The sequence below is a fragment of the Parasulfuritortus cantonensis genome (assembly GCF_004337445.1).
Taxonomy (GTDB): domain Bacteria; phylum Pseudomonadota; class Gammaproteobacteria; order Burkholderiales; family Thiobacillaceae; genus Parasulfuritortus; species Parasulfuritortus cantonensis.
Genome location: NZ_SJZB01000045.1, coordinates 1 through 16,671 on the forward strand (window position 1 = coordinate 1; position 16,671 = coordinate 16,671).

Annotated in this window: 11 protein-coding genes; 5 read left to right on the forward strand and 6 right to left on the reverse strand. The window is 67.9% G+C overall.

What is annotated here, in order from left to right:
* From EZJ19_RS12765 to EZJ19_RS12775, 3 genes are all read right to left on the reverse strand, one after another.
* The coding region (locus EZJ19_RS12765) for a hypothetical protein (RefSeq protein WP_131448182.1) at window positions 1-839 on the reverse strand (839 nt) is incomplete at its 3' end.
* A gap of 90 nt (window positions 840-929) precedes the next feature.
* Entirely contained in the window at window positions 930-1,778 is an 849-nt protein-coding gene (locus EZJ19_RS12770) for an ATPase (RefSeq protein ID WP_131448184.1), read from the reverse strand.
* Between the two features lie 23 nt (window positions 1,779-1,801).
* Window positions 1,802-2,200 (reverse strand): phosphate-starvation-inducible PsiE family protein, encoded by a 399-nt coding sequence (locus EZJ19_RS12775; protein ID WP_131448186.1) that lies wholly within the window; start codon window positions 2,198-2,200, stop codon window positions 1,802-1,804.
* A gap of 107 nt (window positions 2,201-2,307) precedes the next feature.
* Between EZJ19_RS12775 and creB the strand changes: the two genes are divergently transcribed.
* The 5 genes from creB to EZJ19_RS12800 all read left to right on the forward strand — a co-directional run bounded on the left by creB (window position 2,308) and on the right by EZJ19_RS12800 (window position 6,849).
* A complete protein-coding gene (creB, locus tag EZJ19_RS12780; protein WP_131448188.1) occupies window positions 2,308-2,997 on the forward strand; it encodes a two-component system response regulator CreB in 690 nt (229 codons plus the stop codon).
* A complete protein-coding gene (gene creC, locus EZJ19_RS12785; RefSeq protein ID WP_165873570.1) occupies window positions 2,994-4,436 on the forward strand; it encodes a two-component system sensor histidine kinase CreC in 1,443 nt (480 codons plus the stop codon). The genes creB and creC overlap by 4 nt, the downstream gene beginning before the upstream one ends.
* Before the next feature lie 64 nt (window positions 4,437-4,500).
* Entirely contained in the window at window positions 4,501-5,820 is a 1,320-nt protein-coding gene (creD, locus tag EZJ19_RS12790; protein WP_131448192.1) for a cell envelope integrity protein CreD, read from the forward strand.
* Between the two features lie 4 nt (window positions 5,821-5,824).
* Window positions 5,825-6,334, forward strand: coding sequence for a metal-dependent hydrolase (locus EZJ19_RS12795; protein WP_131448194.1), 510 nt, complete (start codon window positions 5,825-5,827; stop codon window positions 6,332-6,334).
* Window positions 6,331-6,849: a murein hydrolase activator EnvC family protein gene (locus tag EZJ19_RS12800; RefSeq protein WP_131448196.1), complete on the forward strand. Its 519-nt coding sequence runs from the start codon at window positions 6,331-6,333 to the stop codon at window positions 6,847-6,849. Before EZJ19_RS12795 ends, EZJ19_RS12800 begins: the two co-directional genes overlap by 4 nt.
* A 6-nt stretch (window positions 6,850-6,855) precedes the next feature.
* Here EZJ19_RS12800 and EZJ19_RS12805 read toward each other — a convergent pair whose 3' ends face one another.
* The 3 genes from EZJ19_RS12805 to EZJ19_RS12815 form a co-directional block, all read right to left on the reverse strand.
* On the reverse strand, window positions 6,856-7,473 hold the full coding sequence (locus tag EZJ19_RS12805; RefSeq protein WP_131448198.1) for a class I SAM-dependent methyltransferase: 618 nt from the start codon (window positions 7,471-7,473) through the stop codon (window positions 6,856-6,858).
* Between the two features lie 357 nt (window positions 7,474-7,830).
* Window positions 7,831-13,878 carry an ATP-binding protein gene (locus EZJ19_RS12810; protein WP_131448200.1) on the reverse strand — a complete coding sequence of 2,016 codons (6,048 nt, stop codon included), beginning with the start codon at window positions 13,876-13,878 and terminating at the stop codon, window positions 7,831-7,833.
* A 453-nt stretch (window positions 13,879-14,331) separates the two neighbouring features.
* Window positions 14,332-16,599, reverse strand: coding sequence for a nitric oxide reductase activation protein NorD (locus tag EZJ19_RS12815; protein WP_240754761.1), 2,268 nt, complete (start codon window positions 16,597-16,599; stop codon window positions 14,332-14,334).
* Window positions 16,600-16,671: the final 72 nt, after the last annotated feature.

Sequence of the window (16,671 nt, forward strand, 5' to 3'; positions counted from 1 at the left end):
CGGTTCGCCTCGGTGACCCGGCGCACCTCGTCCTGGAGGGCGTCGAAGCGGCGCTTCAACTCGTCCACCCGGCGGCGCGAATCCTCGCCCAGGAGCCCGGCCTTCTCGGCCACCGGCAGCTTGTCGCAACCGCGGATGTAGCCGCGCACGATGTCGACCAGGGCGCCCTGGTCGTCGCCCAGGTCGGCCCGGGCGAATCCGCGCAGGGCGATGGCGCAGCCGGCGTCGCGGTCCATGGGCAGCCACTCGGCCTCGGGCCGGAAACGGGTCAGGGCGTGGCGGGCGGAGCGCTCGGCCCAGTCGACGGCGCCCTTGGCGTCCTTGGCGCGCAGCGCGCGCCAGGCGAGGTCGAGGAGCAGGTCGGCGCGGTTGACCCCGGTCGCCCGGCGCGCGCGCACCAGCTCGGGGTCGCGCGACCAGGCGCCGGGGCCGCTGACCTCGTCGGCCAGGCCGGTCTCGAAATCGGCCTTGTCGGTCAACGCCAGCAACTGCGCCCGGGCCTCGTCGGCGCGGCCCAGGCGGTCGAGCACCCGGACCCGGTCATAGAGCAGCACGGTGCGGGCCGGGCCGGGCCGGCTGGCGGCGCCGCATTCCGCCATGCCGGCCGCGGCCTCGCTCAGCTTGCCGGCGCGCAGCTGGTCGTAGGCGCCGATGCAGGACGGGGGGACGCCGTCGGCCGCCCGGGCCGGCGTGGCGCCGGCCAGGCAGGCCAGGACGAGGAGCCGCGCGGACAGGCGGGTCGCAATCGCCGCCGGAGTGGTCGACGCGGAGGACCGGCGTGGCGCCCGGGGCGCCGGCGACCGCGATGCGGCCGACAGGGAAGGGACGAGGGTCTGCAACTGGGCACCTGCCGCAAGCGCCCGGAATCCGGGCCGATGGCGGCATTCTAGGCAGTGCCCGGGGGCACGCCACCCCCGCGTTCCGGGGGGTCAGCCGGCGCGCGCGATGGCCGTTTCCAGGAGGGCCATGAAGTCCTGCTCGTCGCGCACCTGGGCCACCTCGCGCGAGGTCACCGTGTAGCCGTGCGGGCCGGCGATCGCCTCGTAGCGCGGGATGCGGGACCGGAACAGGCGCGGGAACACCCAGCGCCCGAAGGCGTCCGGGTCGATCTCGGCGACGTACTGGACGCCGGCCTCCTCCAGGTACAGGGCCAGTTGCTCGCGCAGGAAGGCGGGCCGGTAGTAGAGCGGCTTGGGATCGGAGACGGCGCGCTCGATGAGCTTGCGCTCCTCCTCCTGGTCGGTGACCTGGATGTACAGGATCAGGGTGTGCTTGGCCAGGCAGTCGATGACCCGCTCGTCCTCCATCTCGCACAGGCTGCCGCCGGCGTCGTTGACGAAGTGGGCGTAGCCGTAGATGTCGTGCGCCTTGCGGATGAAGCTGGGCACGTCGAGCATGGCGGCGATCTCGGCGTCGCGGTACTGCGCCTGGCGGCGCTGGAAGTCGGCCAGCGGCACGCCGCCGAGTTCCGGGTTGCCGACCTTGCCGACGAAGGCCAGGACCGGGCCGAGGTCCTCGATCTTGATGTTGTTGCGGATGTCGATCCAGTCGCGCCGCAACAGCTCGCGCAGGAACGGCACCTGCATGGCCTGCTGCTTGATCAGGTCCAGGATGGGCTCGTCCAGGTAGCGCTTGCCGATGCGGAAGTCGCCGGAATAGTGGAACCAGTCGTGCTCGCGCAGCATGCCGGACAGGTAGGTCTTGCCGACGCCGGACATGCCGAGCAAGGTGATGCTCTTGTTCTTCCAGGCGCGGAAGGAGGCGGGGTTGAATTTCATCGGGGGAATCTCGTGACGCGGGGCTATTCGCCTTCGCCGTAGGGGAAGCGGACGTGGCCGTAGCGGACTACCAGCACGGCCAGCGCCAGCAGCAGGATGGCCGCGGCGACGCCGAGCAGGCGCCATTCGTTCATGTTCTTCATGTCCAGCACCAGATAGCGGGCCAGGGCGACGATGGCGATGTACATCGGGAAGCGCACCGGCAGCTTGCCGGACTGGTAATACAGCCCGACCATGGCGAGGATTTCCAGGTACAGGAAGAGCAGGAGCAGGTCGGCCAGGGTGACCGCGCCGGCACCGACCATGGTGTGCACCTCGCCGACGCCGGCGATGACGGTGGCGACGGTGATGATGGCCAGGCCGACGTGTTCGATCACGCCGAGCAAGGTGAGGGCGAAACCGGAAAAGGCGTTTTGCTTCATGGCGGGAGGCGGACGACGGATCGCCCGATTAAGGCGGCTTTTTCGGCCAGCGTCAAGACGCCGCCGGCGCGGCTCGGCTAAACTCCGGGGCAGTCCCTGCCCTTACCATGCCCGTGACCGCCGCCATCCTGCTGGTCGAGGACGACCGTCCGATCGCCGAGAACGTGATCCTGGCCCTGGCCCGGGAGGGCCTGGCCTGCCGGCACGTCAGCCTGGCCTCGGACGGCCTCGCGCAGTTGCGCGCCGGCGGCTTCGACCTGGCCATCCTGGACGTCGGCCTGCCGGACGGCAACGGCTTCGACCTGTGCCGCGCGGTGCGCGCCTTCTCCGACGTCCCGGTCATCTTCCTGACCGCCCGCGCCGACGAGATCGACCGCATCGTCGGCCTCGAGATCGGCGCCGACGACTACGTCGCCAAGCCGTTCAGCCCGCGCGAACTGGCGGCCCGGGTCAAGGCCATCCTGCGCCGCGGCCGCGCCGCCGCGGCGCCGGCCGGACCGGCCCCGGCCGGCCTGGTCGAGGTCGACGAGGAGCGCGCCCGGATCACCTGCCGGGGCCGGCCGCTCGACCTCAGCCGGGCCGAATACCTGATGCTCAAGGCCATGGCGGCGCGGCCCGAGAAGGTGTTCAGCCGGGCCGAGCTGATGGACGCCGCCGGCCTCGCCGAGGCCAGCCTGGAACGCGCCGTGGACACCCACATCAAGGCCCTGCGCGCCAAGCTGGCCGCCTGCGCCCCGGACGCCGAGCCGATCCGCACCCATCGCGGCCTCGGCTACAGCCTGGCCCGGTCGCCTTGAACTTCTTCATCCGCTTCTTCGTCGGCTACGTCGCGGTCGCCGCCCTGGCCGTCCTGCTGGCCATGAAGCTGTTCACCAGCCAGTTCGTGCCGGGCGTGCGCCAGTCCGTGGAGGAGACCCTGGTGCAGACCGCCAACCTGCTCGCCGAGATGGCGGCGCGCGAGATGGCCGGGCGCCGGAGCGACCCGACGGCCGGCATCGAGACCGTGTTCAGGGCCTACGCGGCACGCCGCTTCGAGGCGCGCATCTACGGCGTGGTCAAGCGCGACCCCGACCTGCGCATCTACGTCACCGACCGAGCCGGCCGGGTGGTGTTCGACAGCCAGGGCCGCGACCTCGGCCGGGACTACTCGCACTGGCAGGACGTCGCCCGCACCCTGCGGGGCGAATACGGCGCCCGCACCACGCGCGAGAACGAAGCCGACAGCGCCAGCAGCGTCATGTACGTGGCCGCGCCCATCCTGCGCGACGGCCGCCTGGTCGGCGTGCTCGCGGTCGGCAAGCCGTCGCGCTCGTTCCAGAGCTTCATCGACCTGGCCCGGACCAAGGCCTGGGAGTCGGCGCTCTGGCTGTTCGCCCTCGCCCTCCTCCTGGCCCTGGCCTTCTCCTACTGGATGACGCGCGACCTGCGCCGCCTGGTCGGCTACGCCAACGAGGTCGCGGAGGGCCGCCGCGACCGCATCCCCATCGAGGGCCGCAGCGAGCTGCGCCGCCTGGCCCAGGCGCTGGAGCACCTGCGCGCCGAGCTGGACGGCAAGGCCCACGTCGAGAAGGTCACCCAGCTCCTGGCCCACGAGCTGAAGAGCCCGATCGCCGCCGTCCGGGGCGCCATCGAGCTGCTGCCGGACGAGACCGACGCCGGCCGGCGCGCCCGCCTGGAGGCGAACATCGCCAACGAGAGCGCGCGCCTGCAACGCATCGTCGAAGGCGTTCTCAGCCTGGCCCGGGCGGAGAGCCGCGGCCGCCTGGACGACGTCGAGACGGTCGCCCTGGACGACCTGGTGCGCGAGGTCCTGGCCGGCCGGGCCGAGCGCCTGGCCGCGCGCCAACTGGGCGTCGACGCCGAGCTGGCGCCGGTGCGCCTGGACGGCAGCCGGTTCCTGCTCCGCCAGGCGGTCGCCAACCTGGTCGACAACGCCATCGACTTCGGCCCGCCCGGCAGCCGGCTGGCCGTGACCCTGGACCACGCCGACGGCCGCGCCACGCTGCGCGTCCGCGACCGCGGCCCGGGCATCCCCGACTACGCCCGGGCGCGCCTGTTCGAACGCTTCTACTCGACGCCCCGGCCGGACACCGGCGAACGCGGCAGCGGCCTCGGCCTCAACCTGGTGCGCGAGGTGGCGCGCCTGCACCGCGGCGACATCGCGCTCGCCAACCATCCCGGCGGCGGCGCCGAGGCCTGCCTGAGCCTGCCGGAAAAGATCACCGCATCCACATAGTCCGGCCACGCGATCCCCACACGCGGGGTCCAGTCTGCATGGCGTACCCGCACCGGAGACCGCCATGAACCGCCCACTCGTCGCCAAGCTGCTCAGCCTGGTCCTGCTCGCCCTGATCCTGTCCTTCGCCCTCGGCCAGGTGGAATGGAAGGCGTCCGAACGCCAGGCCACCCGCGATGCCGCCGTGCGTTCCATCGCCGACCAGTACGCCGGCGACCAGCAACTGGTCGGCCCCCTGCTCTGGCTGAAGTGCAGCGAACCCGCCACCGTCACCGAGACCGACGCCAAGGGCGAGACGCGCAGCCGCCGGGTCGTACGCGACTGCTCGCGCCTGGTCCGGCCCACCCGCCTGGCCGGCCAGGGCGCCCTGGAAGTGAGCGAACGCTATCGCGGCATCTACCGGGCGCGCGTCTACCTGGCCTCGCTCAAGCTGGCGGCCAGCGTGCCGGCCTGGCAGGCCAAACCCGGCCAGACCATCAAGGAGGCCGCCCTGGTGTTCGGCGTCAGCGACCCGCGCGGGCTCAAGCGCATCCAGGTCACCGATGCCGCCGGCCGGGTGCTGGCGGCCCGCCCGGGCGTGCCGGGCGGCGGCCTGGAATTCGGCTTCCACGTGCCGCTCGACGCCGGCCGGCTGGCCAGCGGCCTCGACCTCGCCCTGGAACTCGAACTGGCCGGCAGCGGCGGCCTCGACATCGTGCCGGTGGCCGGCGACAACGATCTCAGCCTGCGCTCGGCCTGGCCGCACCCGAGCTTCACCGGCCGCTTCCTGCCCGAGGCCCGCACCGTCGACGCGAGCGGCTTCAGCGCGCGCTGGCGGGTCAACGACTTCGCCAGCGGGGGCGACCGCGTGCTCAACGAGACGGGGCCGGCGGGCGACGGCCGGGCCGGCGCCTTCACGACCCGACTGGGCGTCTCCCTGGTCGACCCGGTGGACGCCTATACCCAGACCGACCGCGCCGTGCGCTACGGCTTCCTGTTCATCCTGCTCACCCTGGGCGGCTTCTTCCTGTTCGAGCTGCTCCGGCGGCGCCCCGTGCACCCGCTCCAGTACCTGCTGGTCGGCTTCGCCGTGGTGCTTTTCTTCCTGCTCCTGCTGGCCCTGTCCGAGCACGTCGCCTTCGCCGCCGCCTACCTGGTCGCCGCCTCCGCCTGCACCCTGCTGATCGCCGCGTACGGCCGCAGCCTGGTGGGCGGCTGGCGCGGCGCCGGCGTCCTCGCGGCCGGCTACGGCCTGCTCTACCTCGGCCTCTACCAGTTGCTGGCCTCGGAGGACTATGCCCTGCTCATGGGCGCCTGGCTGATCTTCGGCCTGCTCGCCCTGACCATGTGGCTGACCCGCCGGCTCGACTGGAACCGGGCCGGCCTGCCGGCCAGCCAGGACTGACGCCGTGTTCGTCGCCCACCTGCCGGCCGGCTACCTGACCGCCCGCGTCTATGCCCGGCACGTCGGCGGCGCCCCGCTCGCCGGGGTGCTGCTGGCCGGGATGGCGGGCGGCCTGTTTCCCGACCTCGACCTCGTCTACGGCGCCCTCGCGGATGCCGGGGCAATCCACCACCACCGCTACTGGACCCACCTGCCGGCCTTCTGGCTGGCCGTCTCCGCCGCCGCGGCGCCCCTCGGCCGCCGGGCCGGCGCCGGGCGCCACGTCGTCGCCGTCTTCCTGCTCGCGGTCTGGGGCCACCTGCTGCTCGACAGCGTGGCCGGCGACATCTGGTGGCTGGCGCCCTGGCGCGACCGGCCCTATTCCCTGGTCGACGTCGCCGCCGGCCCGGGCCGCTGGTGGCTGGCCTACCTGCTGCACTGGACCTTCGCCGTCGAGATGGCCATCGTGGCCGCCGCGGCGTGGTGGGAGGGCCGGGCCCCGGTGCTGCCGGCCCTGGCGGGGAGCCGGCCATGACCGGGCGTCGCCGCCGGCGCCTGGCCGTCGCGGTCGCCGCCCTGCTGGTCCTGGAAAGCCTGCTGCCCGCCGGCGGCGTCGCCATGCCGGTCGCCGGGGCCGGCCGCCGGGACTGGAACCCGGCCAGCTACTGGTACGCGCCCTGGGGCGAATCCGGCGTGCACAAGGGCATCGACATCTTCGCCCGGCGCGGCACCCCGGTACGCGCCGCCCAGGCCGGGCTGGTCGTCTACCGGGGCGAGATCGCCCGCGGCGGCAAGGTCGTCCTGGTCCTCACCGCGCGCGGCTGGCTGCACTACTACGCCCACCTCGGCACCCTGGGCGCCGAATCGGGCCATTGGCTCGCGACCGGCGACCCGGTCGGCACGGTGGGCGACTCCGGCAACGCCCGCGGCAAGCCGCCGCACCTGCACTACGCCGTGGTCACCCTGGTGCCCCGGCCATGGGCGGCCCGCCCCGGGGCGCAGGGCTGGAAGGCGATGTTCTACCGCGACCCCGGCCGGCTGCTGCCCTGAGCCGCATCAACCCCGGCGGCGACAGTAGCAGTAGACGAATTCCTGGGTCTTGCCGGCCGGCGTCAGGTGCGGCTCTGTGTGGTGGCCGACCAGCTCGAACGGCTTGCCGAACTCGCCGTGCAGGGCCTCCGGCGCATAGCGGCAGACGTCGAGGTTGGAGCACTGCTCCGGGCCGTTGGGGCCGAAAGTGGCGACGATGACGTAGCCGCCCGGCCGCACGGCGCGCAGGACCCGTTCGACGTAGCGGCGGCGGTCGTTCGCGTCGGTGAGGAAATGAAATACGGCGCGGTCGTGCCAGACGTCATAGGCCGCGGCGGGCAGGTCGACCCGGGTGACGTCGCCGACCAGCCAGCCGACGGTCTCAGCGCGCGCGCCGAGGCGGGCCTTGGCGATGGCCAGCGCCGACGCGGCGATGTCCAGGACCGACAGGTTGCGGTAACCGGCCGCCAGCAGGTCGTCGACCAGCACCGAGGCGCCGGCGCCGACGTCGATGATGCGCGCCTCCCGATCCGGGCACAGGCCCTTGATCAGCCTGAGCGAGGATTCCGCATGCGGCTGGAACCAACTGACCTGGTCGGTCGCCTTGGTCCGGTAGACGTTGTCCCAATGCCGAGCGCCCGCCATGACGTGCCCCTGTCGATATGCCGGATACGATGCTAGCGGGATGGGGCGAGGGCGGGAAGATCGGGATGCGGGCAGAGTAGCGGTTGGCAAGCACGGCCGGGGAGATTCGTGCCTCCGAAGCCGGTACGGAAGCCACAGGCCCGCACCGACCACACCCTGCGGCAAGTCCGGTCTTCCGCTTCTCGGCCATAGCGGTCGGTCAAGAGGCAATCCATAAACGACCGCTAAGCCGCGGGAGCGGTCGGGCGTTGAGGCACTACGAACGCTAGCCCCCCCGGCCGGAAGCAGTCCTCCGGGACAGCCGGCTCAAGCCAGCGTGATCCCTCTCGCCTGGCATCGCCGCTGAATGTGCATGGCTTAGAGCGAATAGCCGTTCTTCGCCGTCTTCAAGAGAGATTGCCCGTAGCTGCTCGGCTGCTTGATCTGCCTGCTTGCGAACACGTTGATGTCCAGGTCCAGCCTCCCACGGGCAGTGGTGATCTGTTCAAGGCCTACCGGCGTCAGAACGAGGTAGCATCCCTCGCCCCACAGAGACTCCTCATCGATATCAACCGGGCCAGCGTCACGCCACCAATGGAGCTTCGCGACCACAGCTCCGCTCGCGTCAAGGAAGACGCTGGGTTCTTCGTCATGCGCGTGCCAGCGAAGCCTCACCAACCAGTTTGGACACAACGCGAGTGGATAGGCCGCTGCGTCGAAGCCCATGTCCACAGAGCAAACAACTCGCCTTACAAGCGTTGGTGCCAACTCTTCGTCTAAGGCAACGTGCCGGCCTAGCCACACAGCGATGGGCAACATGGCATAGCACTGGTCGAAGTCCTCTCCGTCGGTTTGTGCCGAGGGTGCTCGAAATCGGTAGAGACGATGCTCTGACAGGCGTGGCTTGAAGATTTTGAAGCGCGAGACCTCAGCCACGACTTGGCCATCGTGGTGTGCAGGGAAAAGCGCAATGTCGCTGTCGACCTCGTCAACCCACTTCCTCTCTCGCTCGGACCAACTCGCGTGTCGGTCAAGCAGCGGCATGCGAATCCATTCAGGACGCACTCGTGGCAGCTTCAGCGGCCGAGGCGGAAGCGGGGAACCCAAACTCTCCAACAGCGTCGGCCTGTCGCGGTCTTTCAGCTTGCCGGCCAGCCGCAGTTCTCCCGCGACGTGGCGAAGGGCGGCAATGGCAATGTAGGCGTGGGGCTTCAGGTAAGTAATCTGCATGTCGAGGGCGCGAAGCTGAGCCTCAAGCCTTTGGACGCCAGAGGGCCCGAATGCCTCAAGTCCCCCCCAATCTTGGATGAACATCGCCGCGCGCCGTCGGACTGTCATTTCTTCGATGCCTGCCGCCTTCGCAATGTGACGTGCCGTCGAGCGCAACATATCGGTCCAGCCAAGCGGCGACTCGACGCGCATTGCACCAGTTCTCTCGTCCGTGAATGCCTGGTCGCCCTCTGGCGGGTGCTCGAGTTCGAGGCGATAGAAGAGGGGCAGTGGCACCGCGTCCAAGGGGACAGCCAGCCCCCAACGATGCGACAAGAGCGCGGCTGACTCTGCCACCGCGATGTCACGGTGATTGACCAACGCAGCCACGACGCTGCCCAACTCGGGTGCAAGGTGCGCGCTGTCAGCAGCCAGCAGCGTTCCGAGCGCCTGCGAGGGGGCATCTAACTCGCCGGCCATAAGTCGCCGCATAAGGGACTTGAACAAAGATTGACCCAGTCCGGCTTGCCCTGCCAAGCGCAGCGTGCAATTGCGTGCGTGTCGCTGAACTTCTGTGATGGGCAGCCGATAGGCAAAGTGCAGCAAATCCTCCAGAAGTTCCGTGTCGCTGAGCGGTAGCTCGCTCGGCTTGAAGGGCTGCCCCAACTGGAACTCGCGAGTGCAGGCTATCTGCTCCTCAAGCAGCGACCAGATGGCCGGCCAATCCGGCGCCGCGCTGATTACCGGCAGTATCGAATCCAGTTCTGTTAGCAGCGACTGGGTGTTCTCCTGTCCCGCCGTCACTGAATCGACGATGTTCTCGAAGGCAGCAGGGCATGTGGATGGTCCCTGCAAAAGTTTCTTCGCCTCAAAGTAGAAGAACTTGCCGCCACCCATCCACTGGCTCCAGGAGCTCCAGGGATCCTTGCTTGCCTCGTAGCCTTGCATCAGCTTGTTGGCGTACTCGACCTCACCCGCCAAAGCAAACCGCTTCACCATCAGGAAACGACAGCGCGCGTTGTCCTGCAAGACCTGCCAGCGCTCAAACATCCTCTGCGCCAGATGAAGCGGAGCTGCCTCAGCCAGATCCCTGAAGCGGTACGGCGCGTTGTAGTTCAGTTCGTCGCCATCCGCTTCAAACGCGCGCTCAAGCTCTTCCAGAGTGGCGTCCGAGTCGTACTTGCTGGGCGTGAACGAGTGTCGAGGTTCCGGCGCTTCTGACGTCCACCGGGCTACGGCGGCGTCGAGCTCGGCCGACGAAAACCCATGTCTTCCGGCCGCGGTGCGAAGGCGCTGGAGCAGTCCGACCCTCTCGTGTGCCCTGCTGGCTACCTCGATCACCCCCAAAAGCATCAGCGCGAGCGGTTCAATCTGTCCAGGTCCGGCGGCGTCGGCGGCGATGTCGATGAAGTCGCCGACGTGGTACGGATCCCGGTAGTACGGTTCCATGTAGAACGGCAGGCACAGCCCGCACCAGACGGTCGCGCAGGCCAAGACGAGTTCAGGGCTTCGCCGGACCATCCCCGTCATGAGCAGGTCGACGCGGTTCGGCCAGCCAATCAAATGCCATTCCGCCAGTGTCCTTGACACCTCGAAGCCGAATCGAGGTCCGACCTGAATCGCTTCCTCAATGAGCGACATCGTCAGGCGATGCGCGGCCGACGACCCTTCAGTTTCGGTCATGCCGCCGACTTGGCGCATCAAGTTTGAGATCCGCTTGATACGGTTCCCCGGGTCAGCGGCGTTCGCAATGACCAGGATGTCTCGCCAGATTGCGTACTGCGGGTCTTTTTTGGGGGCCAACGCGTAGCCAAGGCATTGCTCGGGAACTGTCGCCAGCAACTGTTTCGCCCGCTCTAAGTCCCCGACCGCAGCCAACGCGATGGCTAGATCCGCCAACCCGTCGATCTGCTCGCTCGGCGTGCTCTCCTGAAGCTCCGCCACGAGTGCGTTGAGTCGATCGACGGCCGCCACCCGGTCACCGTCAACCCGATACGCATCGACGGCCAATCTGCGTCGCAGGTACGCTGTGCCCCCCAGCGTCGATGAGGCGATGGCTGCGTCAACTTCCCGAAGTACCGCGCGGTACTCAGTCTCGCCGCGCTTGGCGCCGAGCCTCAGCAGCGCTTGCGCGAGCATGGGGACCGCTTTGAAGGCCTGCTGGATGCGATATGACTTGCTGCCGCCTTCTGATGTCAGACGTAGGACGTACCCAAGGGCAATGCGGGCTTCGTCCTGGATGCTGCCAGCCGGCACTGACGCGTTGTCGACGGCGGCGCGACCTAGAAGCACGCCTATCGTCGAGGCGTGCTGCTGGAACGGATGAAGGAAGGTGTGCTTCGACGGTGTCGCGCTTGGCAGCGGCTTATTGAGCAGCGTGCAAAGCCTCGCGTGATGCATCACCGCGCCGACCAGATTACCCAGCCCAGCCAAGTCCGTGTCGTCGTCGCACATGGAGATCATCGGTGCGACCAGCTTGTCGAACAGGGCCTCGGCTAGGTCACGACGGTCAGCTTCGAATGCAATCAGTGCCATCCGGCGGCGGTAGCCGTTGGGTACCTCTCCGAAGCCAGGAAGGGCGGCGGCAGCATCAAACAGGGCAAGCGCTTGCGCAACGTCGCCACGCCGACTGGCCACAAGCCCTGCGTGAACCATCACCAAAGGCTCGTCTTCGTTGGCTACCCCGAGCTTGCTGCAGAGTTCTTGTGGATCGGCGCCAACCTTCTGAAGGAGCATAGCCTCTGCGGCTTCCCTCCTCAGATGCAGCTGCAGCGCGGCGACAGTTTTCGGATCCACCTTTTCGGGCTGGCGTAGCCCCTCTGCGGCGAGGTGGTCAATCGCTATCTGGATCTGCTCGGTGTCTCGGAAGTGGACGGCGCGCCTTGCCCACCTCTCGAATTCCTTGATGTTATGGTCGTGCCCGTGGTTCTGGAACTTGGACGTATGGAGCTGCGACAGTGGCTCGAGGCTTTCAAACAGTTCCTTCGCGCGCTCGAAGTCGCCTCGCGCCAACAGGGCGTCGACGACCTCGTAGCCCTGGCTGGGGAAGTACTGCACGAAGGAGAGGGCTGCATCAATGTCCCCGACCGCCAGCATCGCCAGCGGAAGCTGGTTGGCGTACTCAAGGGCTGTTTCGCGCCGCCCCACTTCGTCACGACACAGCAGCAGCCGTGCGAAGGCAGTAGCGTCGTGCGTTCCACGCACTGCCAGCAGCGCCAGGCGGATATCGGCGTGGATCTCGGCGATAGAACGCCCGTCAGCTAGTTGCTGCCTGAAGCGAGCGGGCATCGCCAGTGCAAGTACATCGGCACCGTCGCCGGCACGGGCGCGGTAGCGCAGCTCAAGCCAGTGCTGCGCTGATTCGGGCGGCGCGTTCTTCGCCAACTGGGCGAGGTCGCGGTACACGCGCTGCGAGTATTCGGCGTCGACGCTTCCGAGGCGGGTTCGCGGTTGAGCGATGACGAACAGCCTAAAGCTGTTGTGGAAGACACTCCACCCCCGGGATGAACTGCGGAGCAGGTGCCGTGCAACGATCAGGGCGCGTTCAATCGCGGACTCCTTGACCATCGTGGCCAGCAGCCGCAGGTCCATGGGTGCCTCACCCCGAGCGATGAAGCCCAGCACGTCCATGGCATCGACATCGCTTGCGATCTCGCGCCAAGCAGCGGTATACACGGTCTCAATATCGCCGTCGAACGGCATCCCGCCGCTGAGAAGGTGCTTACGGCCGGCTTCGTCCGCGTGCAACAGCGCCTGAATTAGGTAACGCGTTGCCAGCGGGTGGCCATGCGTGAGATTGCTCAGATCCAACCTCGGAATCTCGGCAGGCAGGTCAAGCGCATCCGCCATACGGGCGACCTCCACGCGGCCGAGAGGCCCCATGAGAACCTGTCGCTCGCTCTTCTCCGCTTGCTCTCTTACGGCGGGCTTCAGATTCGCGAGATCCAGCCGCTGCGTGCCGAGCACGAACACAACCCCGTTGGGGATGGCCGTGGGAAGAGGCAGCTCGCCCAGAAGCGAATTGGTCGGCCGCTCTTCGCGAGGCACATGGTCGAGCCCGTCGACGACGATGATTGTTCGGATTCCGTCGCGGTCGAAGCGTTCACCAGCCTGCCGCACCAGGACGCCGAACTGTTCGCGGCGCTCATGCAGCGAGTCATCGCGAAGACGAAGTCCAACCAAACCGCTGTTGCGCAGCTGCGTGCCGACGTCGGTCAGGAAGTTGTCGGCCTCCCCGCGACCCACGCCTTGAGCAGCGCCCGGCACGTACGCCAAGTAGCGAACGAGCCGGACATTTGCTTCAGTGGCCAGCGCAACCTGCAGGAGAGTGGACTTCCCGGAGCCAGGCGGTCCTATGAGTGAGACGTAGCCCTGGTCGGCGGCATGCAGCGCGGCTAGCAGCTTGACCTCAGTGTCGCGGTTGCGCTGGACATAGGCGCCGACCGGAAACCGATGGATGAGCAGCGTCTTGGCGGGATCGCGCCAGCCAAGCTCACGAAGCAGCTCGTCACGCGTCCACCTGTCTTTGTCGCGTACATCGGCGACCAGCTTGGGCAGTACGCTTGCAATCTCGGATGCCTGCCGCGCCTGCTCGGTGTTCAGCTTGTGCGACTGGATGAAGTCCGCCGCAGCTCCGTACACCACACGGAGGCTGTGCAAGAACTGTTCGAAGTCGCCATCGCTCAGGTCGGCTTCACGGCGCAGGTGGTCGATCAGTCGGCTCCATTCCGGCGTGTACCAATCCGTCAGCGACCGATTTGCATGCTGCTGGAACTCTTCAAGAAATGCTGCACTGTGGGGCGGCGTGCCGTCGCCTGGCTTGTCAGTAGTCGATGGGTAGTCGTTGACGACCAAGCGAATCTCGACACGGCTTCCCGGGTTGTCCTTGCGGAGGCACTGCCAAGCATGAACCAGGGGCTTCCAGAGGCCCTTGGCGCCAGTAAAAAGCGTCTCAACAGTGAAGGTTCCCGGGAACTTGGACGTCTTGAACTGATAGCCGACCACCAATCCATCGAAGCCGAGTACCAAGTCGTCGGCAATACCCGCTTTGCGGTCGGCGACGCCGATCCAGAGCAACTCGTCGCGCTCAAGCGCTGCGTAGATGGCAGCGCCCGCCCGCTCATACTGGCCGATATATCCACGGAGTGCTCGGCGTTCGCCTTCCGCCGGCGCAGTTACAGGAGCTGCAGCAGTGGATGGATTCGGTTTCTTGGACATTTTAGGAGCCATAGAAATGGGTTCGGTAGTTGACGCCAACCGGGGAAAAAACCGCTTCTGCATCACCTAGGGCATCCAGCACTAGAGGATACATGCTGCTGAGTCATCGAACGCCGTTCTGAAACGAAGTCTGGCCTGTGCCGATCGAAGCGGTCATTGGCGAGGTCGATCGTGAATGACTCAGATCAGCCTTAATCGGACGTCTTGGGTTGCGGCTGTGACCGTCCGCTTGGGCCGAGAAGCCGAAGTTCAGACCCGGTACCTCCAACACCTGCCGCAGGCTTACGGTCCTCAAAAGGAATCTTCCGCCTTGACGTATTGCTGGAAGCGCCAAACCTGCGACCTGCGTGGGAAGGGGTCTTCGCTCAGCGATCGACCTCACGTTCTACCGTCGCGGCACAGCCTGGCGTGCCGGTACCGTTAGGCCCTTCTCTACCCCTCCCACGCAGCCCCTCACTTCGTGAGCGCCATGAACAGCTCGGGCAGCTTCTCGGGCAGACGCGCGATGTTGTCGACCACCGTGTAGCGGGGCCCGAATATGTCGCTGACGTACTCGTCGGCCTTGGGGTCGAGGTTGATGCAGTAGGTGAAGATGCCCTTTTCGTCGAGCTCGCGCACGGCGCGGCGGGCGTCCTCGATGAGCAGGCGCTCGTCCTGGACGTCGACGTCGGCCGGCTCACCGTCGGTCAGGATCAGCATCAGCTTCTTGTCGGCCGGACGCGCCTGCAGGTAGTGGGCGGCGTGGCGCATGGCGGCGCCCATGCGCGTGGAGTAGCCGGCCGCCATGGCCGCCAGGCGCGCCTTGACCTCGTCGCCGAACGGCTCGCCATAGCCCTTGATGTGCATGTAGCGGACGTCGTGGCGGGTGTTGGAATGGAAGCCGGCAATGGCGAACGGGTCGCCCAGGTGCTCGATCGCCCAGGCCAGCAGGGAAACCGCCTCCTGGCTGAGTTCCAGGATGGTCTGCTCGCCGCCGGCGACCTTCTCGTTGAGCGACTCGGACAGGTCCAGCACCAGGCTGACCGCGATGTTGCGGCCGCTGGTGCGGTGGCTCATGTTGATGCGCGGGTCCGGCGTGGCGCCGCCCTTGAAGTCGATCAGCGACCGGATGGCGATGTCGAGGTCGAGCTCGCTGCCTTCCTCCTGGTAGCGGATGCGCACCTTGTCCTGCGGCCGGAGCAGGTCGAGGATGCGCTTCAGGCGCTTGGCCAGGGCGTCGTGCTTGGCCAGCAGGCGGTCGATGTCGGCCGCGCTGCCCTTCGGGTGCAGGTGTTCGTAGAGGCTCACCCAGTCCGGCCGGTAGGTCTGGCTGTTGTAGTCCCACTCGGGGTAGTGGCGCGGCGGCAGCGACTGGACCTCGGCTTCCTTCTTCTGCTTCTTGTCCGGGTCCTCGAAGAAGTCCTCGTCGTCGCTGTCCTCGATGTACAGCCACATGTGGCGGTTGTCGTCGCGATAGTCGACCACCGTGTCGTCGAACCAGACGTTGGCGAACTGGTCGCTCTGCAGGCGGGTGCGGGCCGAGAAGGCGAGCGCCAGGTCGGCGATCTCGCGCGTGCTGGCGGCACCCTGCGCGAGCAGGGCGTGGAAGCGGGCGACGAAATCGAGGATGTCCGGGTTGCGGTAGCCGTGCTCGGGGTCGAGCAGGGCGCGCGACAGCATGGCCAGGCGGTGGCGCAGGCAGGAGGTGGTCTTGCTGTCGCAGGCGGCCTCGACCGGGTGCGGGTGCAGGGCCAGGAAGATGGCCCGCAGGCCCGGGTACTCTCGGCACAGCAGGGTCTCGATGCGGCAGTCCTCGAAGAACTCGACCGCCATGCGCTGCAGCGGGCTGTAGTTGTCGGCGACGATGGCCGTGGTCCAGCGCCGGTGGCCGACCATGTGGGCGAGCACGGCGCGGTAGCGGTCGATGCCGTCGATGCCGTTGGCGGCGTCGAACACGTCCGGCACCCGCATGCCCAGCTTGTCGTAGTAGGGGATGGGCTTGCGCAGCTCGTCGAAGGCGGTCGAATAGGGCACCAACTGCTCGGCCTGGCGCCAGAGGCCGCGCAGGTAGAGGTCCAGCTTGCGCTCGACGTCGGCGAACAGGACGCCGTGGCGCTCGCGCTGGAGCACGGCCCGGCTGTCGGCCGACTGGAGGGCGAAATACTCTTCCTGGCGCTCGGGGTGGTTGCGGTAGTTGCGGATGCCGTAGTCGACCCAGTTGCGCACCCCGGTCAGGGCCAGCTGGGCGAGCAGGAAGGGCGCCTGGGCGAAGAAGGCGGGCAGCCCGGGGCTCGGGAAGGTGGTGTGGTGGCCGTGGATGGAACCGGTGGTCCGGTTCATCAGGTCGAGGGCGATGTCCATGTAGTCGCGCATCTGCTCGCGCGAGTGCAGGCGCCGCGCCACCGGCGCGATGGTCTCCAGGAACGGCGTGATGGCCTTGCCGTTGGGTGACTTCTGCATGCGCATGACGAACGCCATCACCTCGGACAGCACGGCTTCCTCGCCCAGGGCCTTGACCACCGAGGGCCATTCCTCGAGGAAGGCGAGCATGGGCTCGACGCCGCGGCCCAGCTTGCCGAGCACGCGGGCGGCGTCGAGGTAGTGGTAGATGTCCTCGCGGCTGAGCACCGCCAGGGCCTCGGCCATGACGTCCTCGAACACCTCCTCCACCGGCTTGAAGCGGGTGTCGAGCTGCTTCCAGTAGGCCACCATCAACGGGTGCTGGTATTCGGTCTCGGTCATCAGGCGGCTAACCTCGGTCGTCGCCCCCGCGCTGGCGGGAGCCCGGTATGGTCGGGACTGGCTTCCCGCCGG